The following is a 16,847-nucleotide window of genomic DNA, read 5'->3' as shown; positions in this document are numbered from 1 at the left end:
TCAGTAGGCCCTTGGCTTCGCTCGCTCCGCCGCACGACGCGCTGACGTCACTCCGGACGACGCCCACGCTGCACCACGGCCACGGTGCCCACGATGGTGATCGCGGCGAATGCAAACCACTGCAGGGCGTACCCCCGATGCGGCCCTTCATCGAGTGGCGGTGGCGTGGCACGAAACGGATGCCGGACTTCCACCTGCGGCCCGGCGCCGAGCTGCTGCACGGCGATGATCGGGAGCAGTCGATAGGGCAGCCGAGCCTGGAGCGAATCGAACGCGAGGCGCCGAATGCGGCGCGGCTCGCGACCGATGAAGACAGGCCCGACGCCCGAGGTGAAGGCATCCGCGTACCCGACCACCGAATCCTCCACGGCTTCGCGCCAGAGCGGCTCGTCGATCGCCATGCCGTCGGCGGAATAGGCCCACCCGCGATTCACCAACACCGCCGGCCCGCTGTCGCTCACGATCATGGGCGTGAGGAAGACGACGCCCGGCGCACCCTCGCGCGACCGGGCCGTCCAGATGAACTGATGCTCGTAGTCAAACCGCCCGTGCACGCGCAGCGCACGAAAGCGCGCGACGGCCGTGTCGCGGGCGAGTCGTTCGGCTGCTTCTGTCGGAAGGCTCCGACGCGCGAGGAGCGACGCGTTCGCGACCCGACGTTCAGACAGCCGGCCGAGCTGCCAGCGACCGAGCAGGAGGAACGCGATGACGGCGAGGCTGGCGACGACGACGAACCAGGAATAGCGGCGAGGCAGGATCACGAGGCGTCAGACGGCACATCTCATCTTAGCGGGCGGATGGCCAGGTGCACGAATACCAAGAGGAGCGGCCCAGGCGCTGGGTGAGGGTACCCATGCACGCTCCGCGGCCGACGTCGCCGCGGCCTTCGAGCACCTGGGCGGGGAGTTCGTGGCGGATGCACGGACCGCCGCATGGGCGGGTGGTCGGATGGGCAGGTGGAGGAAGCGCGGATGGACAGGTGCACGAACACCGGGAGGAGACGGGACAGACACATGGACCGGTGGTCGGATGCGCAGCCGGAGGAAGGGCGGAGCGTCCTCGCGCATCGAAGGGCGGGCTCAAGTAGCGGACCTTCGAAGGAGGCGGGGTCGACCCACCCGTCGCGCCCCACGCTCTTCCCTCATCGATGGTCACGCACCGATCTATCGTGCGTGCTTTGCGCTGCCTTCCCGGCCGCTGCTGCCGAACAACGACATCTGCTCCCCTAACGAATCCGGGTCCACGGTCGGGAGACCGAGTCGTTGCTGCAGGTCCCGGAGCGTTGCCGGGCCGTGGCCGGCAAAGTGGTTGTTCACGTAGCCGTACACCGCATCGACGCGCGTGGTGAGGCCCTGGATCGCGTCGGCCCAGGCGTCGAGCTCTCGCGTGCGGTCGACCTGGATGCGTGAATAGTCGACGATGTCGCGATCGGGGCCCATCCACCTCACGTACGCAAAGTCCGCAGTGGGCCGGGCCGCGAGCGCCAGCATGGTCCGCCGGGGAATCCACCGCGCATCGGTGAGGGCCAGGGCCACGTTGTGCTCCTGCAGCAGCGCGATGACGCCATCGTAGATCCAGCCGCGGTGTCGGAACTCGACCGCAAAGCGCAGGTCGCGCGGCAGCGTCGGGAGGAACGCGGCGAGGGCTGGCAGCTCGTCTGGCGCGAAGGCGGGGCCGAGCTGGATGAGGACGGGGCCGAGTCGCGGCCCCAGTTCGCGGGCGCGCTCGGTGAACGACTGCAGCACATCGTCCGCGCGGCGCAAGCGGCGTTCGTGCGTGATTTCCTGCGGGAGCTTGAGCGCGAAGGTGAACGTCGGCGGCACGCGCGCCGCCCAGCCGGCCACGGTCGCCGACGGCGGAATGGCGTAGAACGTCGCGTCGACTTCGACCGTGTCGAACGCCCGGCCGTACACGCGCAGAAAGTCGGCCGCGCGTGTGCCGGTCGGATAGAAGGGCCCGACCCACGCGTCGTAGTTCCAGCCCTGGGCACCTAACGAGAGCACGGAGGCAAGAGGAGAGCGAGGGAGAGAGAGTGCGTGTGCGTGAGAGAAAGCGCAGGGGCGAGCGCGGAGCGGGCGGCGACGCACCAGCAGGACCCACGGAAACTGGTAGCGCTGGCGCCGGCCCGGCGAGCCTGCCGCGGCCAGAGCGTCAGGAACCCGCCCCAATCCGGCCTCCGATGCGGCCCGTGGCGCTCCCCGGGGGAGTCGAGGGGTCCGATGGACACATGTGCGGCGCTCGGGGCCGCTGAGCACCACTTGCCCTCAGGCCTTGCAATATCGCTATCGCTATGATATCATCTTGCTACCACTCGAACCGAGTACCACCATGTTCAGAGAAGTCACCCGCAAGGGCACGCCTGGCCTGCTGATCCTTACGGTCTTTGCCGTACTGGGCGGCCTCGCCATGTGGCGCATTGTCGAGGGCGCACGCGCCGATGACCCCTTCGCCGCCATCCTATGGGGCACGGTTCTCACCCTGGTCATCATCGGGCTGAGCGGGCTCTTTACCGTCCAGCCAAACGACGGCAAGGTGCTGACCCTCTTTGGCAAGTACACCGGTACGGTCCGCGAACAGGGGCTCTGGTGGGCCAACCCGTTTTTCGCCAAGAAGCGGATCTCGCTCCGCGTGCGGAACTTCGAGACGGCGAAGCTCAAGGTGAACGACAACCACTCGAATCCGATCGAGATCGGCGCCGTGGTGGTATGGAAGGTCGTCGATACGGCTGAAGCGATGTTCGAGGTCGATGACTACACACACTATGTCGTAATGCAGTCCGAAGCGGCGGTGCGCGCGCTGGCGCAGTCGTATCCGTACGACGCCCACACGGTCGGCGAAGTGTCGCTCAGCGCGCATCCGGCCGAAGTCTCGCAGGCGCTGCAGGTCGCGATCCAGGAGCGGTTGCAGAAGGCCGGCGTCGAGGTGGTGGAGGCGCGGCTGAGCCACCTCGCCTATGCACCGGAGATCGCGGCGGCCATGCTGCGTCGCCAGCAGGCCAATGCCATCATCGCCGCGCGTCAGCGCATCGTCGAAGGTGCGGTGAGCATGGTGGAGAACGCGCTCACGCTCATCTCGGACAAAGGCATCGTCACGCTCGATGACGAGCGACGCGCCACGATGGTGTCCAATCTCCTGGTGGTGCTCTGCTCCGACAAGGATGCGCAGCCCGTGGTGAACACGGGTACGCTATATCAGTGAGGCGTTGTGGCTGAGCGCAAGCCTTTCCTCCTGCGCGTGGACCGCGACCTGCTCGACGCGGTCCAGCGCTGGGCGAACGACGACCTGCGCAGCCTCAATGCCCAGATCGAATTCCTCTTGCGTCGCTCGCTGCAGCAGGCGGGCCGGCTCAAGCGGCCGCCCGCGGACCCTTCTTCCACAGAATGACTCCATGTTGATCGCCCAGCTGCACGGTCGGATCCTCGAACGCATTCGTCGGCCCGCGATGGGACTGCTCGTCCTGGCAGGGAGCGGTCTGACCAGCGGTGTCGCCGCCCAGGGCACGCCGTTCGCCATGGTCTACCGACGTGGTGCAGACACCATCGGTGTGGAACGGGTGACCATGCAGGGGGCCACGCTGACGGGCGATATCGTCCTCCGAGGCTTGCCGCGCATGGAGTGGCGCACCACGCCCGGCGCCACGGGCGCGGTCACCTCGATCGCGATACGCGCCTGGCGCGATGCCTCCGCCGACGCGCCGCTGCTGCAGCGCGCCGAGATCACTCTGGTGGGCGACTCGGTGCGCGCGGAGATGACCAACCCCGCCGGCGCCACCACGACGCAACGTTTCCGATCGGGACCCCACGCGTTCCTGCTCGTGAACGCCTCGGGCGCGATGGTGAACCTCGCGCTGGCGCGCGCCCTCGCCACACCGTCGCCGGTTGACACGTTTCCCGTGTTCCTGACGTCGGGTGGGCAAACGGTGCCGTCGGTATTCCGCACCTGGGGCGACAGCGCCTCGTGGGACGTGGCGGGGCAGGTCACGGTGATGTCGGTGCGCAGCGGGCACGTGCAGGAGGTGTACCTCGCGCAACAGAACCTCCGCATGACGCGCGTTGAGGGTCGCGCGCTCAACACGCTCACGCTGGGTGCACCGGACTACAACGCACCTGCAGGTGCTCCGTACAGCGCCGAGCGCGTGGCGATTGCATCACGCGGCGGGTTCACGCTAGTGGGTACGCTCACCATGCCGCGTGATGCGCGCTTCCCGGTGCCGGTCGTCGTCACCATCAGCGGCTCCGGACCGCAGGACCGCGACGAATACATTCCGTTGGTCCCGGGCTTTCGCCCGTTTCGCCAGTTCGCGGACACGCTTGGGCGCCACGGGATTGGCGTGCTGCGCATGGACGACCGCGGCACAGGTGAATCCGGGGGTTCGTTCCGGGGCTCCACGTCGGCCGACTTTGCCAACGACATCCGCGACGCGATCCGCTGGCTCCGCGCGCGGCCCGACGTGGATGGTCGCCGGGTCGTCCTCCTTGGCCACAGCGAAGGCGGACTCATCGCGCCGATGATCGCGGCCGACGATCCCACGCTCGCCGGGATCGTCCTCCTCGCCGGGCCATCACGCAACGGACTCGAGATCGTCAGGTTCCAGCAGCGGTACGCGATCACACACGACACGTCGCTGTCCACGCCTGCACGACGCGACTCGGCGATCGCCGCAGCCGCGCGCGAACTCGATCGGATGGCGCGCACAGACAAGTGGATGCAGTTCTTCTTTTCCTATGATCCGCTCGCCACCGCGAGGCGCGTCAAGGTTCCGGTGCTCATCGCGCAGGGTGGTTCCGATCAGCAAGTGACCGCCGATCAGGCCGGAGAGCTGGCCGCGGCGATCCGCGCTGCAGGCAACACCGACGTCACCGTGCGCGTGTTTCCCGAGCGCAACCACCTCTTCCTCCCCGACGTTACCGGCAATCCGGCGAACTACACGACGCTCACCAGCGGGCACATCGGCGCCGACGTGGTTGGTCCGGTGCTGGACTGGATCGTCGCGCACACTCGGCGTTAGGCGCGATCGATATGATCATCCCGCCACAACACCCGTCCACGCACACGAAGGCGCTGGCTGATCGGCTGCAAGCCACGATCGCCGAGTATCGCGCCAGTCAGCCGAAGGCGACTGATCTTGAGGTACACGCCGCCGTGCAGACCCTGGTCTCACCGTCCGCCAACGCCGCGCGCACGGGAACCGCGATCGCGGCGACGATCCTCGTGGCGATCGGCGTGGTCTTCATGGTGGTCGCATCGATCCAGGGCGCCCAACGCGGACGCGCGGTACCCTGGCTCGTGCTCGGCGCGATTCTCGTACCCGCGCTCGCCCTGTTGGGCGTGCTCTGGAAGCGGACGCTCGACGACTGACGATTGCCGGTTCGCGTGGCCGCCCGAGCACCGATGAGCGAACCCATGGCCAACGTCGGGGCCATGTGGCGACGCCTCCGCCGCCTCGCGCGCGCGAGGCGGCAATCACCGCGCTTCGCACCAACGATCACTTGCAGCATCCAGCGCGGCGCGCGTTCAGTCCGGCAACACCTCTACCATGACGCGTGACGCCAGCGCGTGCCCGACCTGCACGTTCCCCTTCCCCACGCGCAGCGTGAGCGGGCCGTCGAACGGGGCACGTTCGGTGAGCGTGACCTGCACGCCGGGCCGAATGCCGATGCGCGCGAGGTAGCGCAGCAGTTCGGCGTCCTCATCGCTCACGTGCATCACGCGCGAGCGCTGACCGGCGACGAGGTCCGACAGCGTGCGGTGCGGCGTTTCGTCGATCGTGCCGTCGCGCGTGGGAATCGGGTGACCGTGCGGGTCGGTCAGCGGCGCGCCGATCGCTTCGGCCATTCGATCGATCAGTTCATCGCTCGCGGCGTGCTCCAGCCGCTCGGCCTCTTCGTGCACGCGATCCCACGCGTAGCCCAATGCTTTCGCAAGGTAGGCCTCGATGACCCGATGACGCCGAATGGTGCGTAGCGCCGCGCGGCGACCGGCTTCGGTGAGCCGAACGCCTCGGTAGCGCTCGTAGGACACGAGCCCCTGGTCAGCGAGTCGTCGCACCATGCCGCTCACCGACGCCGCCGCGATGGCGAGCCGCGCCGCCACCTCGTTGGTGCCCGCGGCGGCGCCCGACTGTTCGATCGCGTAGATCGCCTTGAGATAGTCCTCGACCGGCGCGGTCAGCGGGAGGTCCTGCGCGGCTGAACTCGCGGCGGCGCGGCGCGACGCAGCGGCCGCCTTTGGCCGACGCGCCCCCACTACGCGTCGCCCCGCGCCGGAGCGCGCACGAGCAGCACCGGTACCGTGGTCGCGTGCCGCACGGCGTTGGCCACGCTCCCGTAGACCACGTCACCGATCAGCCGGTGACCGTGGGTCGCCATGGCGATGAGGTCGCAGCCCTCGCGCTGTGCCGCCGCCACGATCTCCCGCGCCGGATCGCCGGTGGCCAGCACGGCCTCGGCCTGCAGTCCGGTGCCCGTGCTTTCCCCGGCAATGCGTTCGATGTACTCGCGATCGCCGAGCATCTCTTCGGAGTCCCGTAACTTGAGGTGGCCCAGATTGCGCGCGGCCCAGCCGTCAGCCACGTGGATGAAGATGACCGATGCGCCGCAGTGGCGGGCCAGGCTGCGGACGTGTTGGATGATGTGCACGTCGGTGGCCGAGTTCTCGAGCGGCACCAGGATGCGACGATACATCAGGCCATCCACTCCCCGATCGTCTGCACGAGCAGCCAGGCGTTGAGCGACGCGATGACCGTCGCGACCGTCCAGGCGGACACCTTGAGCCACGTGGGGTTCACGAACGGCCCCATCTTCACCTTGTCGGACGTGAACATCACGAGGGGAAACACGGCGAACGAGAGTTGCAGGCTGAGGATGACCTGACTGAGAATGAGGAGCCGCGCGGTCCCCGCCTCGCCGTACAAGATGGCCGTGATCGCCGCGGGCACAATGGCGATGGCCCTCGTGATCAGCCGACGCAACCAGGGCCGAAGGCGGATGTTGAGGAACCCCTCCATCACGATCTGCCCGGCGAGTGTCCCGGTGATCGTCGAGTTCTGGCCGGACGCCAGCAACGCGAGCGCAAACACGCCGCTCGCCGCCGTGACACCGAGGAGCGGCGAGAGCAGCTGATACGCATCCTGGATCTCGGCGACCTGGGTGTTGCCGGTGCGGAAGAACGTCGCCGCCGCCACGATGAGGATCGCGGCGTTGATGAACAGCGCAAACGAGAGCGCGATCGTGGAATCGAGGAACGCGTACCGCACCGCCTCGCGCTTGCCCTCGGTGCTCTCCTCGTACTTGCGCGTCTGCACGATCGACGAATGCAGATAGAGGTTGTGCGGCATCACCGTGGCGCCGAGGATGCCGATCGCGATGTAAAGCATCTCGCGGTTGCGCAGGATCTCCGGCGAAGGGACGAACCCGCGCGCGACGGCGCCCAGGTCTGGCCGGGAGACGAACAGCTCAAAGAGAAAACACGCGCCCACGACCGCAATCAGCGAGATCACCAGCGCCTCGAGCAGCCGAAAGCCCTTGTTCTGCAGGTACAGCACGATCATCACGTCGAACGCCGTGATGCCAACGCCCCACGCGAGCGGAATCCCGAACAGCAGGTTGAGCGCGATCGCGGTCCCGATGACCTCGGCGAGGTCGCAGGCGGCGATCGCTATTTCACACAGCACCCAGAGCGCAAAGTTCACCGGCCGCGAGTAGTGATCCCGGCAGGCCTGCGCGAGGTCGCGACCCGTAACGATCCCGAGCTTCGAGGCGAGCCCCTGCAGGAGCACCGCCATGAGGTTGGAGATGAGGATGACGCTGAGGAGCGTGTACCCGAAGCGCGATCCTCCGGCGAGGTCGGTGGCCCAGTTGCCGGGATCCATGTATCCCACGGCCACCAGATAGCCCGGTCCCGCAAATGCCAGAAGCTTTCGCCATTTGGACAATCCGTGCACCGTGACGCTTCGGTGCACCTCGGCGAGCGATGGCGCCTCGCGCGCCCGTCGCCACCCGGCGTCGGCTGCTTCCGGGGCGGCAACAGGAGTGGGCGACGGTGACGTCATGGTGGGGCCGGTGGACGACGAACGACCGCGCTCGGGGAGGAGCGCGAGGATTTAGTGGTAACTAACTCTCGTTCGAGCCCCCGCGCAACTCAGGGCTGGCGCGGACACTTCAACAAACGCGGCTCGCCCACGCCCGGGGTGAACTCACAGTTGGTGGCGCCCCCTCCCGGATCAGCGCTCGGCGATGGTCCCTCTCGAGGTCTGCTAGCCGAAACGCGCCCTGCCTGGGCACGCACCGTCGGGTGCAGCCAACAGCGCACCGTTGACCGCAGGGCCGCCTCAGTCCCGGCCGTCCTTTGCCGCCTCCGCACGCACGTATTCCGCCGCCGCGCGATGTGTCGCCCACCAGACCCCGGGCCGCGTGCGGATGTGCGTGATGAGCTGATCGAGCGCAACGATCCTGGATCGATGCCCCGTGATGTGCGGGTGCATGGTGAGCAGGAACATCGTGCCCTCCTCGTACGCGCGCTCGAACTCGTCGATCCACACCTGTGCGACGTCCCGGGGATTGGCGTAGGCGTTGCCTTGCGGGTTGAACAGCGGCGCGTCATCGAGGATCCATTCGACCGGCAGCTCAACGAGGCCGGTCGGCTGGCCGTCCTGCAGGATCTCGTACGGGCTGTCGTCGGCCATCAGCGAACTCTCGTATTCGAAGCCGAGTTCGCGGAGGATCGTGAGCGTGTTGGGCGAGAAGTTCCAGGAGGGCGCTCGATACCCGACCGGGCGGGTGCCCGTCATACTGGTCAGCGTGTCGATCGCGCGCTTCACGAGGTCGCGTTCGACGGCGAGCGGGAGCGTCGTGTTCATCTCGTGGATCCACCCATGCACGGCGAACTCGTGACGGCCCGACCGCTGGATGACCGCCACCTGCTGCGGCGCGATGACCAGGCTCATGGCCGGGATGAAAAACGACGCGGGGATGCGATACTTGTCGAGCAGGTTCACGATGCGTGGCAAGGCGACGCGCGAGCCGTATTGGCCCTGCGAGAGGGCGCCGATGGTCGGCTCGCCGAACCGCAGCGAGACGGTTTCGTTGTCCACGTCGAAGGAGAGCAGCACGGCGACGCGGGCGTTGCCCGGCCACTTCTTCGGCGCGAGACTGCGGCCGGCGCGAACCGCATTCACGACCTTGAACACGGTGTCGGTGGACCACTGCCACCCGGGCTTTACCGGGTTCGTCTGTGCACCCATTGCCGCGGGCATGACGGACAACACGAATGCTGCGATCCGACGCGAGGGGAGCATGATCGCCTCCGGGTTCAGGGCTTGCGATGGAACGTGACCGGCGCGCCGGCGACCAGTTCGATGCGTGCTGGCGCGCCGTCGGCGCCGAGGACGAACGTGAGGGGGCTCGAGCCGAGACGGCGGTCGTCCCACGTGGCAACGAAGGTCTCGTAGTGCCAGTGATCGAGCGGTCCAACATAGCCCTTGCCGAATCGGGCGCGCAGCCGCCCGTTTTCGTGCGAAACGATCAGGGTGCCATACAGCGAGTCCACGTACGTGCCGGCGTAGCGGTCGAGCGGGAGCGCCGGCCGCGTTCCGCTGACGCGTGACGCGCGCTGCTGCGCCTCAGCGGCCCGCCCCGCCGCATCCAGGTCATCGTACAGTTCCTTGAACTCGGCGGACCAGTCCCGCAGCGGTGGACCGGCGTACAGGTCAAACACGCGATGCATCAGCGCGTGGCGCAGCTCGGCGTGGTCGAGGTTGGCCAGGACGTACACGCCGAGCCGCTGGTCGGGGACGAGACCGATGATCGCGACCATGCCGTCGATGCTGCCGGTGTGCATGGCCACCGACATGCCGCGATAGTCCTCGAGGAACCAGCCGAGGCCGTAGTTCACCTGGTGCGGCCTCGTCAGGCGCGAGGTGGGGTAGAACGAGGCCACGGGCACCACCGCCTGCGGGGACAACCAATCTTCGAAGCGCGCGGTGCTCACCAGCTGGCGCCCGCCCACGCGCCCCGAATCGAGGACGAAGCGCATCCACGTGGCCATGTCGGTCACGCTCGACCACACCGAGCCTGCCGCGGCCACCGGGTCCACGGAACGGTTCTCGATCACCCGAATCGTGTCACCGATGCGCAGGTGCGGCACGGCCACGTTCGGTCGACCGCGCGTGCCCGACAGCAGGGGCACGGTCTCCCGCATACCTAACGGCTCAAAGATGCGCTTGGTCACGAAGGCCTCCCACGGCATGCCCGCCGCGACGCGAACCACCTCGCCGGCCATCGCGTATTGCACGTTCTGATAGTTGTAGACCGACCGGAACGAACCCACCGGCTGCAGCCATCGCATGCGCCGGATGACTTCGGCGGTCGAGTAGTCGCCGCCCGTCCAGAGGAGATCGGAGCCGGGGAGGCCGGTGTGATGGGTCAGGAGGTCGCGCACCATCAGTTCGCGCGTCATCTGCGGATCGTAGAGCTGCAGCGTGGGCAGGAAGCGCAACACCGGATCCTCGAGCCGCACCTTGTCCTCGTCAGCGAGCATCAGGATCGACAGCGCGGTCATCGCCTTGGTCGTCGATCCGATCGCGAACAGCGTGTGTGCGTCGACGGGATCGCTCGTGCCGAGTTGCCGCACGCCGTAGCCCTTGGCGAACACCACCGAATCGTCTTTCACGACGGCGACCGCGAGGCCGGGCACCTCCCACGTGCGCACGCCCCGCGCAACCCAGGTATCAAAGGCGCGCCAGTCCGGACGCGCCTGCGCGTGGAGTGGCAGGGCAAGGGCGAACGTGAGCGATCCGATCAGGCGGCGATACATGGCGCGTTGGGGAGGCGGAGTCGGCCGGATCTTAGCCCCGTCGCCGCGCGCTCACTACCGCCGGAGGCGGAAGAACAGCTGACGCAGAATCCGCTCGGTCATCCCCCAGATCACCTGCTCGCCGATCACGAGGCTCGGGACGCGAAGACTCGTGCCCCGCACCGCGACGTCGCTCTCGACGTCGTTCGCCGGATCGGTGAGCACCGACCACGGCGCCCAGAAGGCGTGCGCGACCTCGTCGCTCAACACCAGCGCCGTGGGGGCCGCGCGGAGCACCGCGACGTACGGCGTCACGATGATCGGTGGCAACACGGCGGTCCGCGGTCGCAGTTCGTCGAGCCGCCCGATCACGCGGCCGAGGCTGCGCACATCGAGCCCGGTTTCCTCCAGCGTCTCGCGGAACGCCGTGGCTTCGAGGTCCGCGTCACCTGCCGACCATCGCCCGCCCGGCAGCGCCACCTGGCCGCTCCAGGGGTCGCTCCCGCGCTCGGCGCGTCGAATGAAGAGGAGTTCGGGCTCGTCGCGATCCACGCGAAAGGCGAGGGCGACGGCGGCGCGTGCCGGATCGCCGTCGATGGCCGCGGCCCGCCCCGGGCGCGCGCGCAGCGCCGAATCGATGCGCGCGAGGACCGGATGCAGCGACTCAGTCGTCGATCGGTCCCCCGGCTTCGGCCCACGCGCGGAACCCGCCGCGCAGCGAAACCACGTCGCGGTACCCCATCTGCTGCATGGTATCGGCGGCGAGCGCCGAGCGGTTCCCGCTGGCGCAGTAGATGATCACCGACCGCTCACGCGGCGCCGCGGCCTCGATGTTCGACTCCAGCAGGCCGCGCGGAATGAGCTGGGCCCCCTGCACGTGGCCGAGGTTCCATTCGTTAGGCTCTCGCACGTCGAGCACGAGCACGCCCGGGTCATCGGCCCGGCGCCGGATGGCCTCGTCCACGGTGACCTCGCGGATGCGGCCCTTCGCTTCGGTGATCAGTTCGGTCGCGGTCTTCATCTCGGCTCCAATGAACGGGGCCGGCGCGCGACGGTCGCGGCGCCCTGGGCCCCGAGGTAGTTTCGCCGCGTGACACTCACGACGAAAGTCCTCATCGCACTGACACTGGGGCTCGCCCTCGGCATGGGCATCTCCGTGTCCGGGAGCGCGACGCTCGCGGCACTCGTCCCCGTCATCGAGCCCGTGGGCACGCTCTGGATCAATGCGATCCGCATGACGGTGATCCCGCTCGTCGTGGGCAGCATCATCGTCGGCGTGACATCGGCGCCGGACGCCCGCACCATTGGCAGGATCGGCGGGCGCGCGCTGGTGCTCTTTGTCCTGCTCCTCCTCGCCGGCGCCGTTGCCACGGCGATCGTCGCCCCACCGCTCTTCCGCATGCTCCCGCTGGACCCGGAGGCCATCGCGACCCTGCGCAACACGGCGACCACGGCATCACAGGCGGCCGGCGAGAGCGTCAAGCGCATCCCCACGCTTGCGCAGTGGCTCGTGGACCTCGTTCCGACGAATCCCGTGAAAGCCGCGGCCGACGGCGCCATGCTGCCGCTGATCGTGTTCTCCGTCGTGTTCGGGCTCGCGATCACGCGGCTCGCCGGCGAGGGACGCGCGTTGCTGGAGCGATTCTTCAAGGGCATCGCCGACACGGCGCTCACGCTCGTGCGCTGGGTGCTCGCCGCGGCGCCGCTCGGCGTCTTTGCCCTCGCGGTGCCGCTTGCCGCGCGACTCGGACTCTCGGCGGTCGGAGCGCTCGCCGGCTATATCGTCGTGACGTCGGCGCTCGCGACCGTGCTCTCGTTGTTGATCCTGTATCCCCTCGCGGTCGTGGGCGGACGACAGCGGCTGGGCGCGTTCACCCGCGGGGTCTTTCCTGCCCAGGCCGTGGCGTTCAGCGCGCGGTCGTCTCTGGCGTCGCTGCCGGCCATGATGGAGAGTGCACGCGCGCGGCTCGGGCTGCCGGAGCAGGTGGTGTCGTTCTTTCTCCCCCTGGCGGCGTCGACGTTCCGTTTTGGCGGCACCATCGGCATCACCTGCGGGGTGCTGTTCGTGGCGCGGCTGTACGGTGTCGATCTTGGACCCGCGCAGCTGTCGAGCATCGTGCTCACCGTGGTCGTGACGACCTTCTCCATTCCGGGCATCCCCGCAGGCTCGATCGTGGCGATGGTGCCAGTGTTGCTCGCGGCCGGCGTGCCGGTGGAAGGCATGGGCGTGCTCCTCGGCGTCGACACGATTCCGGACATGTTTCGGACCACGTCCAACGTGACCGGGGACATGGCGGCCGCGGCGGTGTTGGGGCGCGGCGAGGATAGGGTGCCCGCCGCCGTGGCGGACTAACGGCCGGAGCGCTCGATGCTCGAGCGCCAGATCGCCCGCACCCTACGGGCCAACGGCGAACCAGCGGAGCGCCGAGCTTCAGAGCCCACGCGTCCACGCGGCGGATACGCGGCGGGACCGATCCGGTAGCCGGCGAGGGACGTAGCAGGGGTATCCGGCGGCGCGGCCGCCCTGCCAAGGAGTCCCCCTGTTTCCGCGACGCATTCTCCTGATCGCCTTCGGGATGCTCACCGCCTGCTCCGCAGGCGCCCGGCGCCCCGGCCCTGATGCCTTCGTCATTGCACCGGGCACCGATCCGGCCACGCGGGACGCGGACATCGCGTTCTTCGAGAAGCGGCTCACGGAGGATCCTGCCAGCGCTGCCGATCGTGCGCGCCTGGGCGGCCTCTATCTCGCCCGCTCACGCGGCAACGGCGCGTTCGCTGACGCAGAGCGCGCCGAGTCGCTGGCGATGCAGTCGCTGGCCACGCGGGAGGCGCACAATGGTGGGACGTGGGCGTTGCTGGCTTCGGCACGTTTGTCCGGCCACGACTTCACCGGTGCGCTCGACGCCGCGCGCCGCTACCTGGCCAGCGACCCCGAATCGCCGCAGGCACGCGCGATGTTGGGTGAGGTGCTGCTCGAGACCGGCGGGTACGACGAAGCGCGTCCGTTGTTCGATTCCCTCGAGGCGCACACCCGTCAGCCGACCATCGCCGCCCGACTTGCGCGCTGGTACGAGATCACCGGGCGCCTGAGCCACGCGCAGGCCGTGGCGCGGTACGCCGCGAAGGTGGCGCGTCTGGACGGTGGACTCTCGCGCGAACAGGTGGCGTGGTTCCAGATGCGCGTGGGCGATCTTGCGCTCAAGCGTGGCGCTTTCGCCGAAGCGGACGCGGCGTACGCGTTTGGCCTCCGCATTGCGCCTGACGATCACCGGCTGCTGGCGGCGCAGGCCCGCCTGGCCGCGGCGCGCCGCGACTGGCGGACCGTGATCGATCGCGGCGAACGCGCCGTGGCGCTGCAGCTCGATCCGGCCACGCTCGGTCTCCTCGCCGACGCCTGGCGAGCGCTCGGCGACACGTCGCAGGCGGAGAGCTACGCGCGTGCGATGACCGTGAGCGCCCTGTCCCAGCCCGGCGCGATCCACCGGGCGTGGGGGCTCTACCTGCTGGACCACGGTGGCCCAGTGGCGGACGTGCTCGCCCGCGTGCGCGATGAACAGCGGAGCCGCCGCGACGTGTACGGGTACGACCTGCTCGCCTGGGCGCTGCACGCCTCGGGCGACGACCGCGCCGCGTGGCGCGCCGCGCAGCGAGCCATCGCGTTAGGCACGGAGGACGCGCCACTGCTCGCGCACGCGGCCGTCATTGCGCGCGCGGTCGGCGCCGACGCCGAGGCCGACCGTCTGGAGGCCCGCGCGCGCGAGGTGAATCCCTCGTGGACCCGAGGACGCTGAGATGTCCGAGCTGCTGACCTATATCGACCTGGGCTTTCGGCACATCACCGACCCCAACGGGGCGGACCACATCCTGTTTCTGCTGGCGCTGGCGGCCATCTACGGCGTGCGCGACTGGCGACGGGTGGTGTGGGTGGTGACCGCGTTCACGATCGGCCATTCACTGACGCTTGCGTTGGCGGTGACCGGCTGGCTGCGGTTGCCGGCGTCGCTCATCGAGTTCCTGATTCCGGTCACGATCGTGCTGACCGCGGTGGAGAACGTGTTCGTCAGGGAGGGGGCGGGCCGGGGCCTGCGGTACCGCCCGGTGCTGGCCGGCGTCTTCGGGCTCGTGCATGGGGCGGGTTTCGCGAACTACCTCAGGAGCCTGTTCGTGGAGCGCCTTGCGGTGCCGCTGTTCGGTTTCAACGTCGGCATCGAGCTGGGCCAGTTGCTCGTGCTTGGGCTCGCGTTTGCGGCATTCGCGCTCGTCGATCGCGCGCTCGCGGCGGAGCGTGGCATCGTGCCGCGGCTGCGCACCCTGGCGGTTTCGGGCGTCGTGGCGGTGGTGGCGCTCCGCTGGGCCGTGGAGCGCGCGCCGTGGTGAGCACCTGCTGTCGCGCACGCACCGGTCGGCGCCTGCTGCTGAACGGTTGGGGTGCGATGCACCTGACGCTTGGCGCGCTGCTGATCGTTGCGCATCCCGCGGCCGCACGAGCGCACCCCATTCATACCACCCTGACCGAGGTGGTGCTTGCCGGCGGCGGGACACTCACGATTCGCGTGCGGACCTTTGCCGACGATTTCAGTGCGGCGGTGAGCCGGTTCGCCGGTTCGGCGCCGCGGCCCGATCACGTGGTGAGCGATTCCGCGGTTGCGCGCTACCTGGCGAAGACGTTCGTGCTCGCGATTGCCGGGCGTCCGTTGCCGCTGGCGTTTGTTTCACAGCGACGGACGGGCGACGTGGTGTGGCTGGAGTTGTGCGGGAGTGCGCGTTCGCTCCATGCGGCGAGCGTGTACAATGCGATGCTGTTCGACGTGCATGCCGATCAGGTGAACATCGTGAAGGCGAGCACGCCCACGAGCGCGTTTACCACCTTGTTCTCGCGCGGGGACGGGCCGAGGGCGCTCAGGCTCTGAGCGGGGCCCACGGCGTCACGTTTGATCGGTCTTCTTCGCTCGCTCTTGCTGGTCGCCCACGACGTGCGACACTCACAGACCAAGGAGCGCTTCCATGGCCTCGGACTTACCGCCGCCGATCGTGGACTCTTTGTGGTCTTCACGCCGCGCGGCCAGCGCATCCGCGTGATATCGGCACGGGACATGACCCGACGGGAGCGAGGGCACTATGAGCGCGCGCAAGAAGCCGACAACCAGTAAGCACCGTGCGGTCCCGACGTTTCGCTCTGAGGCGGCAGAGCGGGAGTTCTGGGCTACGCGCGATTCGGCGGAGTACGTCGACTGGACGACCGCACGCCCGGTGCGCTTGCCGGGTGAGGGAAAGTGTCGCCTCGTCAAACCGTCCTAAAGTGCGATTTTGGCTGAACCAATACAGGTCTCACGGCTTCGTAAAACGGTACTGGGGTCAAGTCCAGGACGCCTGAAGCCTCTTGATCAGCTCCGACACAGATTCGATCTCTGACCGTCGCACGTGGTTACGATATGCTGCATCAGCAAGCATGGAGGGGATGAATATCCTCACATTGTTGCGCCGGATGTCCTCGATGGTTGCATCCGTCAGCGCAAGGTCGAGCGTCAGGAGATACTTCTCCGCGATCCGCTCCGCCTCGTTCAGCATCTGATCCCATCGCTCGCGCAGGACTGACTTGCAGGCGACCATGCGCATGCGGTCAGAGGGATACATCGCGTCGTTGTAGGCAGCGCATCCGGGCACCAGGAAATCGGGCCGCTCGCCATGCTCCGTCCGGCACTGTTCATCGAACGGGATCTGTTCTCGCTTCAGCAGCGCCGCGAAGTGGTTCTGGAGGCTCAGGCGGGCATCGTGAACGGGCGCGGGCGGGCATCCAGCGAGTTCTGGATGGCCTCTCGTATGACGGAACGCGCCGCATCCTCTACTGCCTCGGAGCTGAAGAACTCTGAGGAGATGGGATCGCGCGCTACATCTCCTGCTCTCTTCTTCCTGAAGTGCCATGCAGGTCTGGTCATCCCGAGCAACCCCGGCCGTTGGACGGGCGAAGATGTCGCACGCTACCTGCCCACGCCAGTATGTGTCCGCCAAGGAGCCATAGCGACGGCAACCCCATTTGTCTTCACCCAGGAGCCTCG

20 protein-coding genes are annotated in these 16,847 nt (G+C 68.3%); 10 read left to right on the top strand and 10 right to left on the bottom strand.

What is annotated here, in order from left to right:
• Positions 1-47 precede the first annotated feature (47 nt).
• Together IT361_07365 and IT361_07360 are read right to left on the bottom strand one after the other, a co-directional pair.
• Positions 48-761, bottom strand: a complete 714-nt coding sequence (locus IT361_07365) for an SURF1 family protein (GenBank protein MCC6317501.1) — start codon at positions 759-761, stop codon at positions 48-50.
• Between the two features lie 402 nt (positions 762-1,163).
• Positions 1,164-2,003 (bottom strand): DUF72 domain-containing protein, encoded by an 840-nt coding sequence (locus tag IT361_07360; protein ID MCC6317500.1) that lies wholly within the window; start codon positions 2,001-2,003, stop codon positions 1,164-1,166.
• Between the two features lie 325 nt (positions 2,004-2,328).
• Between IT361_07360 and IT361_07355 the strand changes: the two genes are divergently transcribed.
• Genes IT361_07355 through IT361_07340 form a run of 4 tightly spaced genes read left to right on the top strand, consistent with a single transcriptional unit; the run spans position 2,329 to position 5,358 of the window.
• Positions 2,329-3,198 carry an SPFH domain-containing protein gene (locus tag IT361_07355; GenBank protein MCC6317499.1) on the top strand — a complete coding sequence of 290 codons (870 nt, stop codon included), beginning with the start codon at positions 2,329-2,331 and terminating at the stop codon, positions 3,196-3,198.
• A gap of 6 nt (positions 3,199-3,204) precedes the next feature.
• Entirely contained in the window at positions 3,205-3,384 is a 180-nt protein-coding gene (locus IT361_07350; protein MCC6317498.1) for an Arc family DNA-binding protein, read from the top strand.
• Between the two features lie 4 nt (positions 3,385-3,388).
• Positions 3,389-5,008, top strand: coding sequence for an alpha/beta fold hydrolase (locus IT361_07345; protein ID MCC6317497.1), 1,620 nt, complete (start codon positions 3,389-3,391; stop codon positions 5,006-5,008).
• Between the two features lie 11 nt (positions 5,009-5,019).
• Positions 5,020-5,358: a hypothetical protein gene (locus tag IT361_07340; protein ID MCC6317496.1), complete on the top strand. Its 339-nt coding sequence runs from the start codon at positions 5,020-5,022 to the stop codon at positions 5,356-5,358.
• A gap of 156 nt (positions 5,359-5,514) precedes the next feature.
• Here the strand turns inward: IT361_07340 and IT361_07335 are convergent, their stop codons facing one another.
• The 7 genes from IT361_07335 to IT361_07305 all read right to left on the bottom strand — a co-directional run bounded on the left by IT361_07335 (position 5,515) and on the right by IT361_07305 (position 11,812).
• Complete coding sequence (locus tag IT361_07335) at positions 5,515-6,246, bottom strand: metal-dependent transcriptional regulator (GenBank protein ID MCC6317495.1); 732 nt, start codon at positions 6,244-6,246, stop codon at positions 5,515-5,517.
• Positions 6,246-6,683, bottom strand: coding sequence for a universal stress protein (locus IT361_07330; protein MCC6317494.1), 438 nt, complete (start codon positions 6,681-6,683; stop codon positions 6,246-6,248). Before IT361_07330 ends, IT361_07335 begins: the two co-directional genes overlap by 1 nt.
• The gene (locus IT361_07325; GenBank protein ID MCC6317493.1) at positions 6,683-8,050 is read right to left on the bottom strand and encodes an Nramp family divalent metal transporter; all 1,368 of its coding nucleotides are present in this window, start codon (positions 8,048-8,050) and stop codon (positions 6,683-6,685) included. The genes IT361_07330 and IT361_07325 overlap by 1 nt, the downstream gene beginning before the upstream one ends.
• Positions 8,051-8,329: 279 nt before the next feature.
• Positions 8,330-9,295, bottom strand: coding sequence for a polysaccharide deacetylase (locus IT361_07320; GenBank protein ID MCC6317492.1), 966 nt, complete (start codon positions 9,293-9,295; stop codon positions 8,330-8,332).
• A gap of 14 nt (positions 9,296-9,309) precedes the next feature.
• On the bottom strand, positions 9,310-10,812 hold the full coding sequence (locus IT361_07315) for a serine hydrolase (GenBank protein MCC6317491.1): 1,503 nt from the start codon (positions 10,810-10,812) through the stop codon (positions 9,310-9,312).
• Between the two features lie 54 nt (positions 10,813-10,866).
• Positions 10,867-11,343, bottom strand: a complete 477-nt coding sequence (locus tag IT361_07310) for a CoA pyrophosphatase (protein ID MCC6317490.1) — start codon at positions 11,341-11,343, stop codon at positions 10,867-10,869.
• 112 nt (positions 11,344-11,455) lie between these two features.
• Positions 11,456-11,812, bottom strand: a complete 357-nt coding sequence (locus tag IT361_07305; GenBank protein MCC6317489.1) for a sulfurtransferase — start codon at positions 11,810-11,812, stop codon at positions 11,456-11,458.
• Between the two features lie 69 nt (positions 11,813-11,881).
• On the opposite strand from IT361_07305, the gene IT361_07300 reads away from it, so the two are divergent.
• The 6 genes from IT361_07300 (at position 11,882) to IT361_07275 (ending at position 16,089) form a co-directional block, all read left to right on the top strand.
• Complete coding sequence (locus tag IT361_07300) at positions 11,882-13,144, top strand: dicarboxylate/amino acid:cation symporter (protein ID MCC6317488.1); 1,263 nt, start codon at positions 11,882-11,884, stop codon at positions 13,142-13,144.
• Between the two features lie 223 nt (positions 13,145-13,367).
• Positions 13,368-14,582 carry a tetratricopeptide repeat protein gene (locus IT361_07295; protein MCC6317487.1) on the top strand — a complete coding sequence of 405 codons (1,215 nt, stop codon included), beginning with the start codon at positions 13,368-13,370 and terminating at the stop codon, positions 14,580-14,582.
• A gap of 1 nt (position 14,583) precedes the next feature.
• On the top strand, positions 14,584-15,168 hold the full coding sequence (locus tag IT361_07290; GenBank protein ID MCC6317486.1) for a HupE/UreJ family protein: 585 nt from the start codon (positions 14,584-14,586) through the stop codon (positions 15,166-15,168).
• Entirely contained in the window at positions 15,165-15,701 is a 537-nt protein-coding gene (locus IT361_07285; GenBank protein ID MCC6317485.1) for a hypothetical protein, read from the top strand. The genes IT361_07290 and IT361_07285 overlap by 4 nt, the downstream gene beginning before the upstream one ends.
• Positions 15,702-15,722: 21 nt before the next feature.
• Positions 15,723-15,941, top strand: a complete 219-nt coding sequence (locus IT361_07280) for a BrnT family toxin (GenBank protein ID MCC6317484.1) — start codon at positions 15,723-15,725, stop codon at positions 15,939-15,941.
• Positions 15,910-16,089 carry a hypothetical protein gene (locus IT361_07275; GenBank protein ID MCC6317483.1) on the top strand — a complete coding sequence of 60 codons (180 nt, stop codon included), beginning with the start codon at positions 15,910-15,912 and terminating at the stop codon, positions 16,087-16,089. Before IT361_07280 ends, IT361_07275 begins: the two co-directional genes overlap by 32 nt.
• A gap of 57 nt (positions 16,090-16,146) precedes the next feature.
• Here IT361_07275 and IT361_07270 read toward each other — a convergent pair whose 3' ends face one another.
• Positions 16,147-16,713 carry a hypothetical protein gene (locus IT361_07270; protein MCC6317482.1) on the bottom strand — a complete coding sequence of 189 codons (567 nt, stop codon included), beginning with the start codon at positions 16,711-16,713 and terminating at the stop codon, positions 16,147-16,149.
• Positions 16,714-16,847: the final 134 nt, after the last annotated feature.

It is taken from the genome of Gemmatimonadaceae bacterium (assembly GCA_020846935.1).
Taxonomy (GTDB): Bacteria; Gemmatimonadota; Gemmatimonadetes; order Gemmatimonadales; family Gemmatimonadaceae; genus RBC101.
This window is presented reverse-complemented; position numbering and strand designations above follow the sequence as displayed.

What these genes read in the sequence shown, in the direction of transcription:
- IT361_07355 (MCC6317499.1), top strand. Translation starts at nt 2,329, where the DNA reads ATGTTCAGAGAAGTCACCCGCAAGGGCACGCCTGGCCTGCTGATCCTT.
- IT361_07345 (MCC6317497.1), top strand. Translation starts at nt 3,389, where the DNA reads ATGTTGATCGCCCAGCTGCACGGTCGGATCCTCGAACGCATTCGTCGG.
- IT361_07340 (MCC6317496.1), top strand. Translation starts at nt 5,020, where the DNA reads ATGATCATCCCGCCACAACACCCGTCCACGCACACGAAGGCGCTGGCT.
- IT361_07330 (MCC6317494.1), bottom strand. Translation starts at nt 6,683, where the DNA reads ATGTATCGTCGCATCCTGGTGCCGCTCGAGAACTCGGCCACCGACGTG.
- IT361_07325 (MCC6317493.1), bottom strand. Translation starts at nt 8,050, where the DNA reads ATGACGTCACCGTCGCCCACTCCTGTTGCCGCCCCGGAAGCAGCCGAC.
- IT361_07320 (MCC6317492.1), bottom strand. Translation starts at nt 9,295, where the DNA reads ATGCTCCCCTCGCGTCGGATCGCAGCATTCGTGTTGTCCGTCATGCCC.
- IT361_07315 (MCC6317491.1), bottom strand. Translation starts at nt 10,812, where the DNA reads ATGTATCGCCGCCTGATCGGATCGCTCACGTTCGCCCTTGCCCTGCCA.
- IT361_07305 (MCC6317489.1), bottom strand. Translation starts at nt 11,812, where the DNA reads ATGAAGACCGCGACCGAACTGATCACCGAAGCGAAGGGCCGCATCCGC.
- IT361_07295 (MCC6317487.1), top strand. Translation starts at nt 13,368, where the DNA reads ATGCTCACCGCCTGCTCCGCAGGCGCCCGGCGCCCCGGCCCTGATGCC.
- IT361_07290 (MCC6317486.1), top strand. Translation starts at nt 14,584, where the DNA reads ATGTCCGAGCTGCTGACCTATATCGACCTGGGCTTTCGGCACATCACC.
- IT361_07275 (MCC6317483.1), top strand. Translation starts at nt 15,910, where the DNA reads ATGAGCGCGCGCAAGAAGCCGACAACCAGTAAGCACCGTGCGGTCCCG.
- IT361_07270 (MCC6317482.1), bottom strand. Translation starts at nt 16,713, where the DNA reads ATGGCACTTCAGGAAGAAGAGAGCAGGAGATGTAGCGCGCGATCCCAT.